16 protein-coding genes and 1 pseudogene are annotated in these 15,246 nt (G+C 69.5%); 7 read left to right on the forward strand and 10 right to left on the reverse strand.

The annotated features are described in order from the left end of the window. The 4 genes from ON20_RS16955 to rimP form a co-directional block, all read right to left on the reverse strand. Positions 1 to 417: translation initiation factor IF-2 N-terminal domain-containing protein (locus ON20_RS16955; RefSeq protein WP_040836711.1), on the reverse strand; the 417-nt coding region annotated here is incomplete at its 3' end. Between the two features lie 114 nt (positions 418 to 531). Next, the gene (locus tag ON20_RS38990; protein ID WP_245547277.1) at positions 532 to 798 is read right to left on the reverse strand and encodes a YlxR family protein; all 267 of its coding nucleotides are present in this window, start codon (positions 796 to 798) and stop codon (positions 532 to 534) included. Positions 799 to 980: 182 nt separating this feature from the next. Then, positions 981 to 2,009, reverse strand: a complete 1,029-nt coding sequence (nusA, locus tag ON20_RS16960) for a transcription termination factor NusA (protein ID WP_040836712.1) — start codon at positions 2,007 to 2,009, stop codon at positions 981 to 983. Continuing rightward, the gene (rimP, locus tag ON20_RS16965) at positions 2,006 to 2,626 is read right to left on the reverse strand and encodes a ribosome maturation factor RimP (RefSeq protein WP_040836714.1); all 621 of its coding nucleotides are present in this window, start codon (positions 2,624 to 2,626) and stop codon (positions 2,006 to 2,008) included. Before rimP ends, nusA begins: the two co-directional genes overlap by 4 nt. Before the next feature lie 389 nt (positions 2,627 to 3,015). Here rimP and ON20_RS16970 point away from each other — a divergent pair, with 389 nt between their 5' ends. Then, positions 3,016 to 3,513, forward strand: coding sequence for a hypothetical protein (locus ON20_RS16970; protein ID WP_040836800.1), 498 nt, complete (start codon positions 3,016 to 3,018; stop codon positions 3,511 to 3,513). Between the two features lie 75 nt (positions 3,514 to 3,588). After that, complete coding sequence (locus tag ON20_RS16975) at positions 3,589 to 4,026, forward strand: ferritin-like domain-containing protein (RefSeq protein ID WP_040836715.1); 438 nt, start codon at positions 3,589 to 3,591, stop codon at positions 4,024 to 4,026. 42 nt (positions 4,027 to 4,068) lie between these two features. Here the strand turns inward: ON20_RS16975 and ON20_RS38995 are convergent. Next, positions 4,069 to 4,164 (reverse strand): annotated as a pseudogene (locus ON20_RS38995) (3-alpha-hydroxysteroid dehydrogenase); the annotation flags it as partial. Positions 4,165 to 4,456: 292 nt separating this feature from the next. Here ON20_RS38995 and ON20_RS16980 point away from each other — a divergent pair. Then, positions 4,457 to 6,301, forward strand: a complete 1,845-nt coding sequence (locus ON20_RS16980; RefSeq protein WP_245547278.1) for a hypothetical protein — start codon at positions 4,457 to 4,459, stop codon at positions 6,299 to 6,301. A gap of 57 nt (positions 6,302 to 6,358) precedes the next feature. Continuing rightward, the gene (locus ON20_RS16985; RefSeq protein WP_040836716.1) at positions 6,359 to 6,784 is read left to right on the forward strand and encodes an SRPBCC family protein; all 426 of its coding nucleotides are present in this window, start codon (positions 6,359 to 6,361) and stop codon (positions 6,782 to 6,784) included. A 151-nt stretch (positions 6,785 to 6,935) separates the two neighbouring features. Here ON20_RS16985 and ON20_RS16990 read toward each other — a convergent pair whose 3' ends face one another. From ON20_RS16990 to ON20_RS17000, 3 genes are all read right to left on the reverse strand, one after another. Beyond that, positions 6,936 to 7,487, reverse strand: a complete 552-nt coding sequence (locus ON20_RS16990; protein WP_040836717.1) for a dihydrofolate reductase family protein — start codon at positions 7,485 to 7,487, stop codon at positions 6,936 to 6,938. Between the two features lie 204 nt (positions 7,488 to 7,691). Beyond that, on the reverse strand, positions 7,692 to 8,279 hold the full coding sequence (locus ON20_RS16995; protein ID WP_040836718.1) for an NADPH-dependent FMN reductase: 588 nt from the start codon (positions 8,277 to 8,279) through the stop codon (positions 7,692 to 7,694). Beyond that, positions 8,276 to 9,190 carry an alpha/beta fold hydrolase gene (locus ON20_RS17000; RefSeq protein ID WP_040836720.1) on the reverse strand — a complete coding sequence of 305 codons (915 nt, stop codon included), beginning with the start codon at positions 9,188 to 9,190 and terminating at the stop codon, positions 8,276 to 8,278. Before ON20_RS17000 ends, ON20_RS16995 begins: the two co-directional genes overlap by 4 nt. A 206-nt stretch (positions 9,191 to 9,396) precedes the next feature. Between ON20_RS17000 and ON20_RS17005 the strand changes: the two genes are divergently transcribed. Then, complete coding sequence (locus ON20_RS17005; protein ID WP_040836722.1) at positions 9,397 to 12,624, forward strand: AfsR/SARP family transcriptional regulator; 3,228 nt, start codon at positions 9,397 to 9,399, stop codon at positions 12,622 to 12,624. Positions 12,625 to 12,651: 27 nt separating this feature from the next. On the opposite strand, the gene ON20_RS17010 is transcribed toward ON20_RS17005, so the two are convergent. Next, a complete protein-coding gene (locus ON20_RS17010) occupies positions 12,652 to 13,113 on the reverse strand; it encodes a MarR family winged helix-turn-helix transcriptional regulator (RefSeq protein ID WP_040836724.1) in 462 nt (153 codons plus the stop codon). An 80-nt stretch (positions 13,114 to 13,193) separates the two neighbouring features. Between ON20_RS17010 and ON20_RS17015 the strand changes: the two genes are divergently transcribed. Both ON20_RS17015 and ON20_RS17020 read left to right on the forward strand, forming a co-directional pair. Beyond that, the gene (locus tag ON20_RS17015; RefSeq protein WP_040836726.1) at positions 13,194 to 13,568 is read left to right on the forward strand and encodes a VOC family protein; all 375 of its coding nucleotides are present in this window, start codon (positions 13,194 to 13,196) and stop codon (positions 13,566 to 13,568) included. Positions 13,569 to 13,754: 186 nt separating this feature from the next. After that, positions 13,755 to 14,534: a class I SAM-dependent methyltransferase gene (locus tag ON20_RS17020; protein WP_051162667.1), complete on the forward strand. Its 780-nt coding sequence runs from the start codon at positions 13,755 to 13,757 to the stop codon at positions 14,532 to 14,534. Positions 14,535 to 14,560: 26 nt separating this feature from the next. Here the strand turns inward: ON20_RS17020 and ON20_RS17025 are convergent, their stop codons facing one another. Continuing rightward, entirely contained in the window at positions 14,561 to 15,193 is a 633-nt protein-coding gene (locus ON20_RS17025) for a TetR/AcrR family transcriptional regulator (RefSeq protein ID WP_040836728.1), read from the reverse strand. Positions 15,194 to 15,246 lie beyond the last annotated feature (53 nt).

The following is a 15,246-nucleotide window of genomic DNA, read 5'->3' on the forward strand; positions in this document are numbered from 1 at the left end:
GGCCGCGGCATTCGGGGTGGGAGCAGAGTCGCGGGCGGGCGCCGGGCCGGGTTTCACCGCCGGACCGGGCTTGGGACCGACCGCAGGCGTCTCGGATACGGCACCGGTGGGCGCGGCCGCGGGTTTGGCCTGCTCGGGAGCGCGCGGGCCCGGTTTGGGGCCGGGCGCGGGCCGGGCCGAGGGTTTGACGGCCGGACGGGCCGCCGTGGACGGCCCCGGCTTCGCCATGGTCTTGTTTCCGTTCGTCGGCGCGGATTTCGCCGCGAACGATTCACGCAATCGGCGGGCGACGGGTGCCTCCACCGTCGACGACGCCGATTTCACGAACTCGCCCTGCTCCTTGAGCGTTGCGAGTAGTTCTTTGCTCGTGACACCGAGTTCTTTGGCCAACTCGTGCACGCGGGCCTTGCCTGCCACTGCTCTCCTCACTGAGAGGTCGAGCAGTGCCACCCGTCCGCGTCTGGCGACGGGGCCCCGCACGACCTCGGGTTATCTCCGATGGGCGTTCATCGTTGGTACTTCACGGTGTGCTCATGAGTGCTCGTGCCTGTTCTCGAGGTGATGCTCCACGGCTGAGATATCCAGATGTCCGGACACTCGTAGTGCTCTGCCGATCGCTCGGCGTCGTTCCGCTGTGCTCAGACAAACCGAAAGGGGGTGCAGCCAGGCACCCCTCCCGGAAAATCTGCGCCGCGGGTCGGGAAGTATCGCGGTCACGCTCGTACCGTTACCGGTCTCACGTGCCCCCGCCACGATCCGCAGCAGATCGACGGCCGGCTCGCGCTTCCGACAACCCACGCACGTCCGTACCGGAACCGCTCGACGCCGAGGCGTCGCGGAGACGGTACGACCGGGCGGGGCAACCGGAGGCTCGGGCCGATCCGGTGTCCACTCTACCGTTGCCCGGTTCCGGTGATCGAACCCCGCCCCCGACGAGCTTTCCAACCCGCCATCGAGCCCGGTTGTTCCCTGTTGTCGGATCAACTGCGTTTCGCCTCCGTCCGCATACCGCCACCCACGTCGGGCGCCGCGTCGCTGCGGATATCGATCCGCCAACCGGTCAACCGCGCCGCCAGCCGGGCGTTCTGGCCTTCTTTGCCGATCGCCAGCGACAGCTGGAAGTCGGGGACGACCACCCGGGCCGCGCGGGCATCGGGGTCGACCACTGTGACCGATACCACCTTCGACGGCGACAGTGCATTACCCACGAAGGTTGCCGGGTCCTCGGCGTAGTCGATGATATCGATCTTCTCGCCGGCCAGTTCGCTCATCACATTGCGCACCCGCTGCCCCATGGGCCCGATACAGGCACCTTTGGCGTTGACCCCGGGCACGGTGGAGCGCACCGCGATCTTGGAACGGTGACCGGCCTCGCGGGCCACCGCGACGATCTCCACCGAGCCGTCCGCGATCTCCGGCACCTCGAGCGCGAACAGCCGCCGCACGAGGTTCGGGTGGGTGCGCGACAGGGTGATCTGCGGGCCGCGCGCGCCCCGCGAGACCCCGACCACGTAGCACTTGATCCGGTCGCCGTGCTCGTAGGTCTCCCCCGGCACCTGTTCGGCGGACGGGATCAGCCCCTCCGCCCCGTGCAGCTCGCTGCCGATACGCACCACCACGGTGCCGCGGGCGTTGGCGCGGGCGTCGCGCTGGACGACGCCGCCGACGATATCGCCCTCGTGGGTGGAGAACTCACCGAAGGACTTCTCGTTCTCCGCGTCCCGCAGTCGTTGCAGCACCACCTGTCGGGCGGTGGTGGCGGCGATCCGACCGAAGCCCTCGGGAGTGTCGTCCCATTCGGAGATCACAGTGCCGTCGGCGTCGAGTTCGCGGGCCAGCACCCGCACCACACCGGTTTTCTGATTGATGTCGATCCGCGCGTTGGGCTGGTGGCCCTCGGTGTGCCGGTAGGCGGTGAGCAGGGCGGACTCGATCGCGGAGATCACGGTCTCGATCGAGATCCCCTTGTCCGCGACTATGGCGCGCAGGGCTTCGATTTCGATGTTCATTCCATGGTCCCTTCGATCGAATCGGACGCTGCAACAGTGCCTTCTGCGGTTTCCGCGGCGTCCGCTCCCGCGGGTGGGCGACCGGGGGCGACGCCCCCGGCAAGTTCCAGTTCGCGCGCGCCCGGCGGGGAGAACTCCACCTCGACCACGGCGTTCGCGATATCACGCAAGGCGACAATAACCGGATGCGGTGCGCGTTTGCCGCCCACGATCAGTGTCACCGCATCACCGGCCAATGCGCCAACCCGGGCCTCGAACTGCGGCGGGCAGCCGGGTTCCGGGGCGGGAGTCTCGGGCCGCAGCGTCACCCGCACCTTGCGGCCGCGCGCCCGACGCCAGTGTCGCTCCGCGGTGAGCGGCCGGCCGATACCGGGTGTGGTGACCTCGAGCAGGTACCGCGTCGACCCGAAATCGTCCGCCTCGTCCAGACGGTCCGACAGCCGCGTGCTGAGCTCGGCGATCCGGTCCAGGTCGGCGGCGTCGTCGCTGTCCACGATCACCCGAACCCGCGCCTGCCCGCCCGCGGCCGATATCTCCACGCCCTCGAGGTCGAATCCTCGGTCCTCGACTAGTCCGGCAACAAGCCGGCTCACCCTCTCCTCGGTCGGCATCGGCATATGGGCGGCTCCTGGTTCAGTTGTGACGCGGGCGGAAATTCTGTACCGGAGATCTAGCGTATCGCGCCTGAAAAGTGTAAAGGACCAGCGGCCGACGGTTCGTGCCCCTGCCCGTGGCGTCCGCGCGTCCCACAATCTCCGTACGGCTCGGCCGCCGGGTTCGATCCGCGCCCGCGCCGCCGGGTCCCGCCCGGGCGAACGTACCGCATACGGCACAGGTGGTCCCGTCGGTCGCTGTCCGCGCACGCAACCGCCCGGCCGCCGTACGCGAACGCGCCGGCACGATTCGACACCCGGCGCGGGTCTGGCACGATGGTCCGGTGCCACACCGACCTCCTGCCCGGCCGATCGCCGGGCACAGCACCGGAATCCCGCCGGCCCGGCACAGCATCGGCTCCCATGCCCCGAATCGCCGTACCGTACTGCGCGCGGCGGGCGGCGCCGCGGTCGGCGGATTCGCGCTCGCCGCAATTGCCGGCTGCGCCGACGATACGATCCACGAACCGGATCCCCTTGCCGCCCAGGAGATCAGGGCCCGCGCCGACGCCGCCGCCGCGACCGCGGCCATCGCCCTGGACCCGCAGCGCTCGGCGGCGCTGAAAACCATCGCCGCCCAGCGCACCGCACACGCCGACGCGCTGCGCACCGAAATCGAGCGGGTGATCGGCGTGTACGGCGACGGCACCACCCCCACCCACCGCACCCCGCCCCCGTCGCCCACCACAACCCCGGTCGAACCGCCGGACGTCACCACCCTGCGCGACCGACTGACCGCCGCGCGGCGGTCAGCACTCGACCTGGCCGGCACCCAGTCCGGCTACCGGGCCGGGCTGCTCGCGTCGATCAGCGCCGCCTGCGCCGTGCACGCGGAGGTTCTCCTGGCATGAGCGGTCAGCACCCGGGGGCGGTAGCGCAGCGTAACCACGCAGGGCACCCGCCTGTGCCCGAAGGAGACTCCCCGCATGAGTGATGCCACGCAGGCGCTGCTCGACGCATTGGACGCCGAGTACGCCGCCGTGTACGCCTATGGCCTGGTCATGGCCTATACGGCTCCGGAGAACCGCCTGTTGATCCACCAGTACAGCGCCGCCCACCGGGCGCGCCGGGACGCCACCGTCGACGCGCTCGCCGCCACCGACGTGACCGCCCCGTCCGCGGAACCCGCCTACACCGTGCCCGACCCACCGAGCGACCCAGGCTCCGCGTACCGCTTGGCCGTCACGGTCGAAACCGATACGGCTGCGGCGTGGCGGTCGGTGGTCGAACAAGCCGATTCGCCCCTGACGCGCCGCACGGGTGTCGAGGCGCTCACCGAATGCGCCGTGCGGCTGGCCACCTGGCAACGGATTCTCGGCGCGGAGCCGGCCACCACCGCGTTTCCCGGCCGCCCCGCCTCCTGACCCGTTGTCGGCGGCGACACGCGGCCGCCTCCTGGCCCGCGGTCAGGACTTGTGCGGAACCCCGGTCATCAGACCGCCGTCCACCACGAACTCCGAACCGGTCGCGTACGCGGACTCGTCGGCGGCCGGGAATCGGACACGCCCTCGCTTTCTCTGCGCCCCACGCGGGCTGTCGCCGGACCTCGTCCGGCGGTGTCCTCCAGGGTCGAGTGACCCAGCGAACGTAGCGCGCAAGCCTCCGCGTTCAGGCGGAGGTTAGCGCATCTGATATAGTCCTGGACTGTCGCCGCCGGGCCGGCGGAGACACAAAAAGCCTGTGGAGCGGACGTAAGACTGTAAAAGGCCTGCCTTTTCAGCTGTTTGCGGTGAAACAGGAAACCCGACTCGTGAGGGTTGGAATCCTCTCCCTTCAGGAAGGGGAGGAGGTCAAATGGGTATCGCTCCGACCGCCACCGCGGAGCCCTCATCCACTCGATTCCAAGAGCAGTCGCGACTGTCGTTCGCCCGCTGGTCGGCGCGTCTCGGCGGGCCGGTGGCCGTCGCGGCGGTCGGCCTGATCGTCGTACAGGTGGTGCTGCGCGGATGGGTCGCCGGGAACGGCTACTTCTACTGGGACGACCTCATCCTCACCGGTCGCGCGGGCCGGTATCCGCTGTTCTCGGCGGAGTTGCTGCTGTACAACCACGACGGGCATTTCATGCCGCTGGCCTTCGTCACGGCCTGGGTGGTGACGAAGGTGGCGCCGCTGGGGTGGGCCGGCCCGGTGAGCACCCTGCTGGTGTTGCAGTCGATGGCCTCGGCAGCCGTTGTGCGCATGCTGTTCGTGCTGGTCGGCAAGCGGTGGGCGGTTCTGCTGCCGCTGGTGTTCTATCTGTTCTGCCCGTTGACGCTGCCCGCGTTCGCCTGGTGGGCGGCGGGGCTGAACGCGCTGCCGCTGCAGATCGCGTTCGCCTGGGTGGTCACCGACGCGGTGCTGCTGGTCCGCACCGGGCGACGGCGGTACGCGTGGACCGGGACCGCGGTCACGGCGGCGGCGCTGCTGTTCTTCGAGAAGGCGGCGATCGTGCCGTTCGTGGCGTTCACCGTCGCGGTACTGGTGGGATATGTCGACGGTGCGGGCCCGCGGATTCGGGAGGTCGCGCGGCGCGGGGCGGCGTTGTGGGCAGGGACCGCCGCGGCGCTGGGCTGCTGGCTGATCGGCTACCTGCTGGTGGTGGATCTGTCGCCGGTTCGGGGCAGTTCCGGGGATCTGACAGGGCTACGGCCCGGTGCGACCTCGGCCGGTGTGGTGACCGCGCTGGTGGGTGGGCCGTGGGGTTGGGAACGGTGGCTGCCGGCCTCACCGTGGGCGGTATCGCCCCCCTGGACGGTGGTGGGGGCGTGGCTGCTGGTGGCGGCGTTCGTGGTGTGGACCCTGCGCACCCGGGCTCGGGTATGGCCGATCTGGGCGGCGGCCGTGGTCTATGTGGTGGCGGTGCAATTGCCGGTGGCGCTGGCGCGCGGCGGCCCCAATACCGTCGAGGAGCTTGTCCTGTCGCTGCGGTATCTGGCCGATCTGGGGCTCGCGCTGACCGTGGCGGGCGCGCTGTTGCTGCGGTCGCGACCCCGACCGGGCCGACGGCCGGCGCGGTCGCCGCAACCGCGTGCGGTGGCGACGCTGGTCGCACTGTTCCTGGTGAGCAGTCTGTGGTCGACCTACACCTTTACGCGCAGTTGGTCGGCCGGACCGACCAGGGAGTACGTCACCACGCTGAAAGCAGAGTTCACGCGCTGGGACGGGGCGCCGCTACTGGAACAGGAAACGCCGTGGGGCGTGCTGAGTCCGATGGCCTATCCCCAGAATCTGAGCAGCCAGGTGCTGTCACCGATCGCGCCCGACGCGTTCGCCGACTCGACCCCGCGGCTGCGGATGATCACCGACGCCGGGGAGATCGTCGACGCCGCGGTCTGGTGGAACCGCGGTATCGTCCCGGGTCCGGAACCGTCCTGCGGCTACCGCATCCGCGGAGACGCGGCCGTCCGGCTCCCGCTCGACGGACCCATGATCTCCCATCAATGGACCGCGCAGCTCAACTACTTCGCCGCCCGCGACGGTCGGATCGACGTCGGGTTCGACGGCCACCCGCCTGTCTCGGTACCGGTGCGCGCGGGGATGCACACCGTCTACGTCCGTCTGCTGGGTAGTGGTTCCGCGCTCCGGATACGGTCGCAGACCCACGGACAGGAGCTGTGCATCGGCAGGGGCCCGGTGGGAGTGGCCTCGTACGACAACTGAACCCCGAACAACCCGAAATACCCTCCCGGACCGGTGGCCACGGCGTTACCGTAGGCCATGCATTTCGACGCCACCACGGATATCCGAGCGAGCGCGGATACGGTCTGGCGCATCCTCATCGATGTCGAATCCTGGCCCAACTGGACCGAATCCATGCGTGCGGTCCAGCGCCTGGATTCCGGTGAGTTCGCCGTCGGCAGCCGCGTGGAGATACACCAGCCGCGGCTGCCCTCCGCCATCTGGACCGTCACCCGTATGACCCCGGGAGTCGAATTCACCTGGCAGGCCCGCAATCCCGGTCTCACCACCATCGCCGGCCATCGCCTCACCGAGCGCGCGGGCGCCACCAGAGTCCACCTCACCCTGGACCACAACGGTCCGCTCTCCTGGGCGGTCGGCCGCGCCACCGCCGGCCTCACCCGGCGGTACCTGGAGATGGAGGCCGCGGGCCTGGCCCACCGCGCGGAGGCCCGACCGGACTAGCGCGACGCCGGTGTACGGCGACCCGGGCAGCCGGGTCTCGGACGGGATGGCGCCGGCACCGAATCGATGGCCCCGGACATGACCGTGGGCCCGGCCATGAACGGCCGGGCCCACGGTAGGGGTGATCCGGATACGGGACGATTCCGCCGGTTCAGGACGCGGCCGGGCCGTAGTCCAGGTGGACGACGCCGTTGGAGTACACGTCGTGGGCCCCGAGCGCGAACTTGGCCGAATCGACTCCGTCGGCCCACAGTTTCTCACCCGAGCCGAGGGCGATCGGGAAGACGAACAGGTGCAGGTGGTCGACGAGTTCCTCCTTCAGCAACGCCCGCACCAGGGTGCCGCTGCCACTGATGTAGATGGTCCCGTCGACCTCGTCCTTGAGCTTGCGGATGACATCCGGGTCGTAGGCGCCGAGATGAACGCTGTTGTTCCATTCCACCTGCGGCTTGTTCGAGCCGACGACGTACTTGGTGGTGTCGTTGAAGAACGGGGCGCCCGGATCATCTTCGACGGTGCGGGTCGACCAGGCCGGAGCGAACATCTCGAAGGTGTGGCGGCCCAACAGGATCGCCTTGGACGCGGAGGTGATGGCCCCCAGGGTTTCGCCCATTTTCGGGTCGAAACCGAACCCGAAGGTCCAGGAGGGGTTCTCGTACACGCCGTCGAGCGAGATGAATTCGTGAACTGCGATGGTGCCCATGATGGTGTTTCCTTTCCTACCGGGTGATCGTGCTGCGCGGTACCGTGTTCCGCGGGTCCCGCGCTGTCGAGAGCAACTCTGCTCGAGGTGCCTTACGGTTTGTTTACGGTCGGTCCGTCATCTCACGCGCCGCTGACCGGCGCGCGACGAAGACTAGCGGTTTCGTGCGGGTGACAGCTGTCCCCGCGGGTACTTCATCGGTTTCTACCGCACGAACGGGGTCTTGGCCCGCGCTTCGCGCAATGCGTTCGCCCACCAGAGCAACTGGTCGAGCGTGCCGTTGACGCTGTCGTCGAGTTCGGCGTCGCGGCGCGGCCAACTGCCGTCGGCGGCGAATCGCTGCCACGCCTTGGCGATGGTGACCGTGCGCCGGATCGGCACCGCGTTGAGCTCGCCGAACACCTGCCGCAGCTGGGCCGCCGCGTGACCGCCCTCGGATTCGCTGCCGTAGCCCACTACCGTCACCGGTTTGGCCGCCCATTCGACCTCGAACCAGTCGATGGCGTTCTTCACCGCGGCCGGGAAACTCCGGTTGTACTCGGGGGTCACCACCACGAACGCGTCGGCGGCGGCGAGTCGGGCACCGAGTGCGCACACCGTGTCCGGGAGCGGCTCGTCGGGGCCGGTGAGCCGATCGGGCAGCCCGACGGTGGCCAGGTCGATCCGGTCCAGCTCGAGTCCGCGCCGGCGGCGCAGCCGGCCGGCGAACCAGTCGGCCACGGTGGGACCGAAACGTCCGGTGCGGGTGCTGCCCACGATCAACGCCACCCGTACCCGGCCGTGGTCGGTCACCGCGCGCCCTTCACCGGGGCGTCGAGGAACGCCGGGATGATCGGCAGCAGCAGATCGGGCCGGTGTACCAGGCCGACATGCGAGGTACCGGGCAGAATCGCCAACTGCGAGTCCGGCAGACCCGCGGGGGTGTCGCCCATGACGCCGCCACCGAACAGCCGGAACATCTCGACCGCGTGTTCGGGCCGGACGATATCGGAGTCGCCGATCACGGTGAGTGTGGGCGCGGTGATTCGCCGCACCTGTTCCCGGTCGTAGGACAGGATCGCGTTCTGGTTGAGCTCGCGTACCCGCTCGACCAGCCGGGGGAAGTCCTGTGGGCGAGGCGCGTTGGCCAGATAGTCGGTGTGGAACGGGCTGCCGTACAGATCTTCCGGTTTCACCTTGGTGACCCCCTCCATCAGCCCCGGGTGCATGGACTCGGCACCCAGACCGCCGGCGGCGAGAATCTGTTTGCGCACCATATCCGGATGCCGCAGCGTGATCTCCAGCGCGACACCCGCCCCCATGCTGTAGCCGAGGAAATCGGCGCGCTGCACACCGATCCCGCGCAGCAAGGCCACGGTGTCCTCGGCCATCTGCGGGGTGCGCAGCGGACGGTCGATATCGGCGGTGTGTCCGTGCGCCTGCTGTTCGACCGCGATCACCTGCCGGGTTTTCGACAGTTCCGGGATGAGCTCGCCGAAATCGGTGCCGATACCGGACAGTGCGCCGTGCAGCAGCACCAGTGGCGGACGTTCGGTGGGGGTGCCGTGCACCTCGTAGTACATGCGCAGGCCGTTGACCTCGGCGTAGGCGCCCGGTGCGACGGATTCGGCGGCGGGCGGTTCGGCCGGGCCGGCTCCGCACCCGGTCAGCAGAGCGGTGGCGGCGAGCGCGGCGGCCGCGGCGAGCGCAATGGTGAGTTTCATGTCGATTCCTCTGCGGTTCGGTATTGCGTGTTGTTCTCACAATGGGCCGCCCGCCTTCCGGTTTGTTTACGGTCACCTTCCGGTTCCCGACAGCGCAGGGGGTCACCGTGTGCTTTCGTTCGAACATGCGTGGGCCGAAGGCATCCGCTCGGATCGCGCGCGGCCGAGGGTGGGGCGCTGTCGGACCTGCCGATTAGGCTGCTGCCATGCGATTCGGTGTGCTCGGTCCGCTGACCGTGTGGACGGATACAGGCACCGTTGTGCCGATCCCGGGGGTCAAGGTGCGGGCGCTGCTGGCCGATCTGCTGGTGGCACCCGGCCTGCCGGTTTCCGCCGACCGGCTGGTGGACGATATCTGGGCCGACGATCCACCCGGGAACCCGGCGGGAACCCTGGCCGCCAAGGCGTCCCAGCTACGTCGGGCCCTCGAGAACGCCGAAGCGGGCGGCCGCGAACTGGTCATCTCGCCGCCGCCCGGATACCGGCTGGCCACCACCGAGGTGGATGCGCTGCGTTTCCGGACCCTGCTGGCCACCGCGCGGGAGGCGAGCGATACCGCCGGCCGGGCCCGAGCGCTCACCGAGGCGCTCGGCCTGTGGCGCGGTCCCGCGTTCGCCGACTTCCGCGACGCCGCGTTCGTCGGACCCGCCGTCGCACAACTGGAGGAGCAACGCCTCGTGGCGGTGGAGGAGCTCGCCGAGGCCCGGTTGGAACTGGGCGAATACCGGGAGGTGGCCGGCGAGCTGGGCCCGTTCGTGGCCGAATACCCCCTGCGTGAGCGCCTGCGCGCAGCACACCTGCGTGCCCTCTACGGTGCGGGTCGACAGTCCGAGGCGCTGGCCGGCTACGAGGATCTGCGCCGGCAGCTGGCCGAGGAACTCGGGCTGGATCCGAGCCCGGAGCTGGTCGCGCTGCACGGCGCGATCCTCACCCAGGACCTGCCATTGGAAATCCCGCGTCCGGAGACCGTGGTGGTTCGCCGCCGCAGCTCGAATATCCCGGCTCAGCGCACCGAGCTGATCGGCCGTGACACCGATCTCGCACAGCTGTGTCGCGTGGTCACCGATGCCAGGCTGGTGACACTGACCGGACCGGGTGGCGTCGGCAAGACCCGCCTCTCGCTGGCCGCGGCCACCGCCCTGGCCGACCGGTTTCCGCATGGAACATGGCTGGTGGAACTGGCCGCCCTGGCGCCGGCGCAGGCCGACAGCGTGACGGTTCTCGCCGAAACGGTGGCGCAGGTGCTCGGTATTCCCACCGCCGACAGCGCCGAACCCACCGAACTGCTCTGCGCGGCGCTGGCGGATCAGGAACTGTTGTTGGTGCTGGACAACTGCGAGCACGTCGTGGATCACGCCGCCGACCTGACCGAACTACTGCTCGGCGCGGCGCCGCGGCTGCATGTCCTGGCCACCAGCCGCGAGCCGCTGCGGCTGCCCGGCGAGGACATCGTGCCGGTGGAGCCCTTACAGGTGCCGGCGCGCACGGCCTCCCTCGACGAACTCGCCGATACGGGCGCCGTCCGGCTCTTCATGGCCCGGGCCCGCGCCGCAGCCCGCGATTTCACGCTCGACGCCGAGACCGCCGAGCCGGTCGCCACGCTGTGCCGCCGACTCGACGGTATCCCGCTGGCCCTGGAACTGGCCGCCACCCGGGTCCGGGCCCTGGGCGTGCACGAAATTGTCGCCCGGCTCGACGACCGGTTCACATTGCTGGCCACCGGCCATCGCGGCGGGCCCCCGCGCCGGCAGACGCTGGCCGCGATGATCGATTGGAGCTGGGGACTGCTCGACGAGACGGAGCAGATGGTGCTGCGCCGGCTGGCTGTGCACACCGGCGGATGCGGTCTGGAGGCCGCCGAAGCGGTATGCGCCGGGGCGGGCGTGGACGAGTCGAGGGTCGCCGACGTGGTGGCACGGCTGGTGGATCGTTCCCTGGTGCACACCGCGGGCCGCCGGTATCGGCTGCTCGAATCGGTGGCGGCGTTCGGCCTGGACCGGCTGGCCGAGGCGGGTGAATCCGAGGCGGTGCATCGGGTCCACCATGAGTACTATCTGCGCCTGGCCGAACGGGCCGAAGCCGAACTGTACGGCGCCGACCAGCAGCGCTGGCTGGGCCGGCTCGATGCAGATTTCGCGAATCTGCGTGCGGCACTGGATGGTTTCCTCCGGACGGGCGACGCGGACCGGGCACTGCGCATGGTGACCGCTCTCTCCTGGTACTGGCAGCTGCGGGGCCGGCTGACCGAGGCCCGTCGCCTATTGGACGCGGCCCTGGCGCTCGGCGGCAACCCGCGCCTGGCGGCACTGGCCCGGGTACGGAATACCGGATTCACCTTCCAGCAAGGCGAATTCGCCGACGTCAACGCCATCTCGGCAACGGCCGCCGCCCTGTACGAGGCCGTCGACGACCCGATCGAGCGGGCGCGCGGACAGTTGTTTCTCGCGTTCTCCAGCCTGGAGGCCGGCGATCTACCGGAGGTGCGGGCGCTGCTGGACGAGGCGATGGCAACATGCGAGCGGTTCGGCGACCGCTGGGGTACGGCATTCGGACATATCGCCTCGGCCACGACGGCGCACAATCTGGTCGATCTGCCCGCCCTGGAACGACATGCCCGCACGGCGGGCCGGCTCTTCGCCGAACTCGGCGACCGCTGGGGCAGGGTTCGGGCCGCCGAATGGCTGGGCGGTCTGGCCGAACTCACCGGTGATCTGGCCGGCGCCGCCGAAATCCACACCGAGGCACTGGCTCTGGCCCGAGAGCTCGAACTGTGGGGCCAGGTCTGCACCCACCTGTGCTGGTTGGGCTGGATCGCTATGCAGGGCACCGAGTTCGACCGCGCCCGCGCCCTCGGTGAACAGGGCCGGCGGCTCGCCGCCGAACACGGCTACGGTCTCGCCGGCGCCTTCGCCGCGCTGGTTCTGGCCTTCACCGCCCGCCATACCGGCGACTTCGACACGGCCGAGAAGCTCCTCGACGAACTGCACGCGCTACCTGGCACCGACGGCGAGGAAACACCTCTGTTCCTGCCGATGCTCCAGGTCCAATGGGGCTATATCCGTGAGGCGCGCGGCAACCCGAGCGCCGCGTTCGACCTCTACCTCGCCGCGCTCGACGGTGCCCGACGCATCTGCGCGCCCCGCGATACCGTCTTCGCCCTGGCCGCGCTGGCGTCCGCGCTGCTCGCTCTCGGTGCGGCCGAGACCGCTGCCCGCCTTCTCGGAACCTCTGCGGCGGTGCGCGCAGCTCACGGTCTCGCCGTGCTTCCCGCCGAACGCCCCGATATCGACGGCCCCACCGAGCGCGCTGTACTCGCTCTCGGTGAGCGGACCTTCGGCGAACTCCACAGCGCGGGTGAGCGTCTCACGCCGGCCGAGGCCCGCATATTGGCAGCGGCGGCTCGCCGCACGGAAGTCCGCGCCGTCACCTTCTGAGTCGATCTCCTGCCTCGACGGCTCGGGTCATTCCTCGAGAGCGTGGGCCATGCGGTCGAGGTCGTCGAGGAGGGCGTGCAGGCGCCGCCCGGGGATGGCCTGGGTCATGCGGGTCTCGATGGCGTAGACGTGGGTTTGGGCGACCTGCAGACGCCGGCGTCCTTCGTCGGTGAGGTGGATGGGGCGTGCCCGGCCGTGGTCCACGGCGTCGGGGCGGGTGACCAGGCCCGCGTCCTGCAGTCCACGCAGCACGACGTTCACCGACTGTCGGGTGACGAAGATGGCGCGGGCGAGTTCGGCATTGCTCAGGCCCGGCCGCAGAGCGAGAACTTCCAGGCAGGCGTACTGCGGAACGGTCAGGTCATGGTCGCGGAGCACCTTGTCCATGGCACCGCGTAGGGCCGCGTGCGCGCGTTTGAGCCGGTAGCCCACATATTCGGTCACATCGTCGGCCGGGTGCGGTGATTCGTCCGTCCGCGGATTCTTCATGTCAATAGTTTGACATGCCGGATGCGCTCGCGCTAGCGTCTCTTATGTCAATATTATGACATTGAAACAAGGGGAATCCCATGACTGTCACCATCGACGGCCCAGACTTCATGGCATTGCAGGTGCACGACGTGGAAGCGGCCGCCACCTTCTGCGAGCAGCACCTCGGCCTACGCCGCAGCCCCGTCTCACCTCCCGGGGCGGTCGTCTTCGAGACCGAGCCGATCCCGTTCGCCGTGCGTGAACCACTACCCGGAACCGACCTCGACGCCGGACGCCCCGGCCTGGGAGTCGCCCTCTGGTTCGCCACCCCCGACGCGCACGCGCTGCACGACCGGCTCACCAGCGGCGGAGTCGAGGTCCTCACACCGGTCTCCGACAGCCCGTTCGGTCCGACGTTCTCCTTCACCGGCCCCGAGGGCTACGTTCTGACCGTCCACGGAACCCGCCGGTGACCGACCGTATCGACCGGGCCGCAGGCGGGATCCCGCACCTCGCCTTCCGGGCCGACGATTCCACCCCGGCCATCGAGCGCACGTAGGGCTCATGGCCGGATGGCGGAGGCCACGGGAAGGCGCAATGTCGCCACTGCCGCACCGAGCAAGGTCGAGAGCAGAACCACTGCCCCATAAGGTGGCAGCATGGCGGATGACTCCCAGATCTTCGACGGATACCGCAGAAACGCGCGGTTCTGGATCCGGATCATCCGAGAACGCCGGGACAAGTATCAGGTAGAGCTCACCGATCCCGCCCTGTTGGACATGATCGGCTCGTGCGCGGGCCGAAGGGTTCTCGACGCGGGCTGCGGCGAGGGCTATCTGACCCGAGAACTGCTGCGACGCGGGGCCGCTCAGATCCACGCCGTGGACACCTGCCGCGAGCTCGTCGACGCCGCCGAACGACATCCCGAGGCGGGAGGCGGCCGCGCCACCTACCACCATGCCGATGTCGCCGACCTCCCCGTGCCGGACGCAAGCGTCGACCTCGTCGTCGCCAACCGCCTCCCCCACGGTGTCGCCGCCCCCGAACGCCGATTCCGCGAATTCTCCCGAGTACTCACCGATTCCGGCCGGCTTGTCATCCTCGGTATGCACCCGTGCTTCTACGCCTCGCGCACCGACCGCGCCCGCGGCGTCGGTCCATCCGCCGACTCGTATTTCCGCGTGCGCACCGTGGAACAGCATTTCACCGTGGACGGCCTCGTCTCCCCTGCGCCGTCGTGGCAACAGTTCCATTCCCTCGAGGCCTACATCACCATGATCACCGACGCGGGTTTCACCGTCTCCGCGCTGCGCGAACCCCACCCAACGGAGCGGCAGCGATCCTCGGACCCCTGGTGGAACGAGAACTTCACCCGTCCGATGTTCCTGCTGCTCGAATGCCTCCGTCGCCGAAGCGGCACCGACACTTCGCATCACTGAGTCGAGACCGTCCGCCGACGGCCGGCTCAGCGACCGAAAGCGGCGAGGAACGTGGTGATCGCGGCGTCGGTCACGGTATTCACCTCGGCCTCGGGTACCGGCTCGTCACCGAACCGGTACCGAGCCTGCAACGGTCCGGTGAGCAGCGCGGCCAGCTGCGCCGCGGCCATATCCGGATCGTCGATACGCAGCGCGCCGGCCAATGCGAGCCGGGCGAGCCGGTCGGCGAGCGTCCGCACGACTCGGTCGGCGACGCCGTCGACCACCCCGAGAAGATCGGGAAACCGTCCGGCCTCGGCGCACACCAGGCGCCGTAGGGCGCGGGATTCCGGGGTGCAGTAGCACCGGACCAGCTCCGCACCGACGGATCGCAGGGTCTTCCTCAGGTCCGGACCGGGGTCGGCCAGCTGTTCCACGACGGCCAGGTTGGCCGCCAGCGCGGTCTCCGACAGCACTTGCACGGCTTGCCGAAAGATCTGCTCCTTATCGCCGAAGTGGTTGTAGACCGTGGCCTTGGCGACGCCCGCCTCGGCGGCGATCCGGTCCACTCGGGCCTGTGCGTAGCCGGTACGCGCGAACACGGTGAACGCGGCGGCCAGCACTGCCTGTTGCTTGTCGATGCGCCCGCGGGGACGGGGCGAGATTCCGGGGGTGGCCACCCGCTCATCCTAAGACGAGACGGTCAGCTTTCCAGACCCACGAGTCTAGACTA

It is taken from the genome of Nocardia brevicatena NBRC 12119 (genome assembly GCF_000308495.1).
Taxonomy (GTDB): Bacteria; Actinomycetota; Actinomycetes; order Mycobacteriales; family Mycobacteriaceae; genus Nocardia; species Nocardia brevicatena.

What these genes read in the sequence shown, in the direction of transcription:
- nusA (WP_040836712.1), bottom strand. Translation starts at nt 2,009, where the DNA reads ATGAACATCGAAATCGAAGCCCTGCGCGCCATAGTCGCGGACAAGGGG.
- rimP (WP_040836714.1), bottom strand. Translation starts at nt 2,626, where the DNA reads ATGCCGATGCCGACCGAGGAGAGGGTGAGCCGGCTTGTTGCCGGACTA.
- ON20_RS17015 (WP_040836726.1), top strand. Translation starts at nt 13,194, where the DNA reads ATGACTGTCACCATCGACGGCCCAGACTTCATGGCATTGCAGGTGCAC.
- ON20_RS17020 (WP_051162667.1), top strand. Translation starts at nt 13,755, where the DNA reads ATGGCGGATGACTCCCAGATCTTCGACGGATACCGCAGAAACGCGCGG.
- ON20_RS16985 (WP_040836716.1), top strand. Translation starts at nt 6,359, where the DNA reads ATGCATTTCGACGCCACCACGGATATCCGAGCGAGCGCGGATACGGTC.
- ON20_RS17010 (WP_040836724.1), bottom strand. Translation starts at nt 13,113, where the DNA reads ATGAAGAATCCGCGGACGGACGAATCACCGCACCCGGCCGACGATGTG.
- ON20_RS17000 (WP_040836720.1), bottom strand. Translation starts at nt 9,190, where the DNA reads ATGAAACTCACCATTGCGCTCGCCGCGGCCGCCGCGCTCGCCGCCACC.
- ON20_RS16990 (WP_040836717.1), bottom strand. Translation starts at nt 7,487, where the DNA reads ATGGGCACCATCGCAGTTCACGAATTCATCTCGCTCGACGGCGTGTAC.
- ON20_RS16975 (WP_040836715.1), top strand. Translation starts at nt 3,589, where the DNA reads ATGAGTGATGCCACGCAGGCGCTGCTCGACGCATTGGACGCCGAGTAC.
- ON20_RS17005 (WP_040836722.1), top strand. Translation starts at nt 9,397, where the DNA reads ATGCGATTCGGTGTGCTCGGTCCGCTGACCGTGTGGACGGATACAGGC.
- ON20_RS16980 (WP_245547278.1), top strand. Translation starts at nt 4,457, where the DNA reads ATGGGTATCGCTCCGACCGCCACCGCGGAGCCCTCATCCACTCGATTC.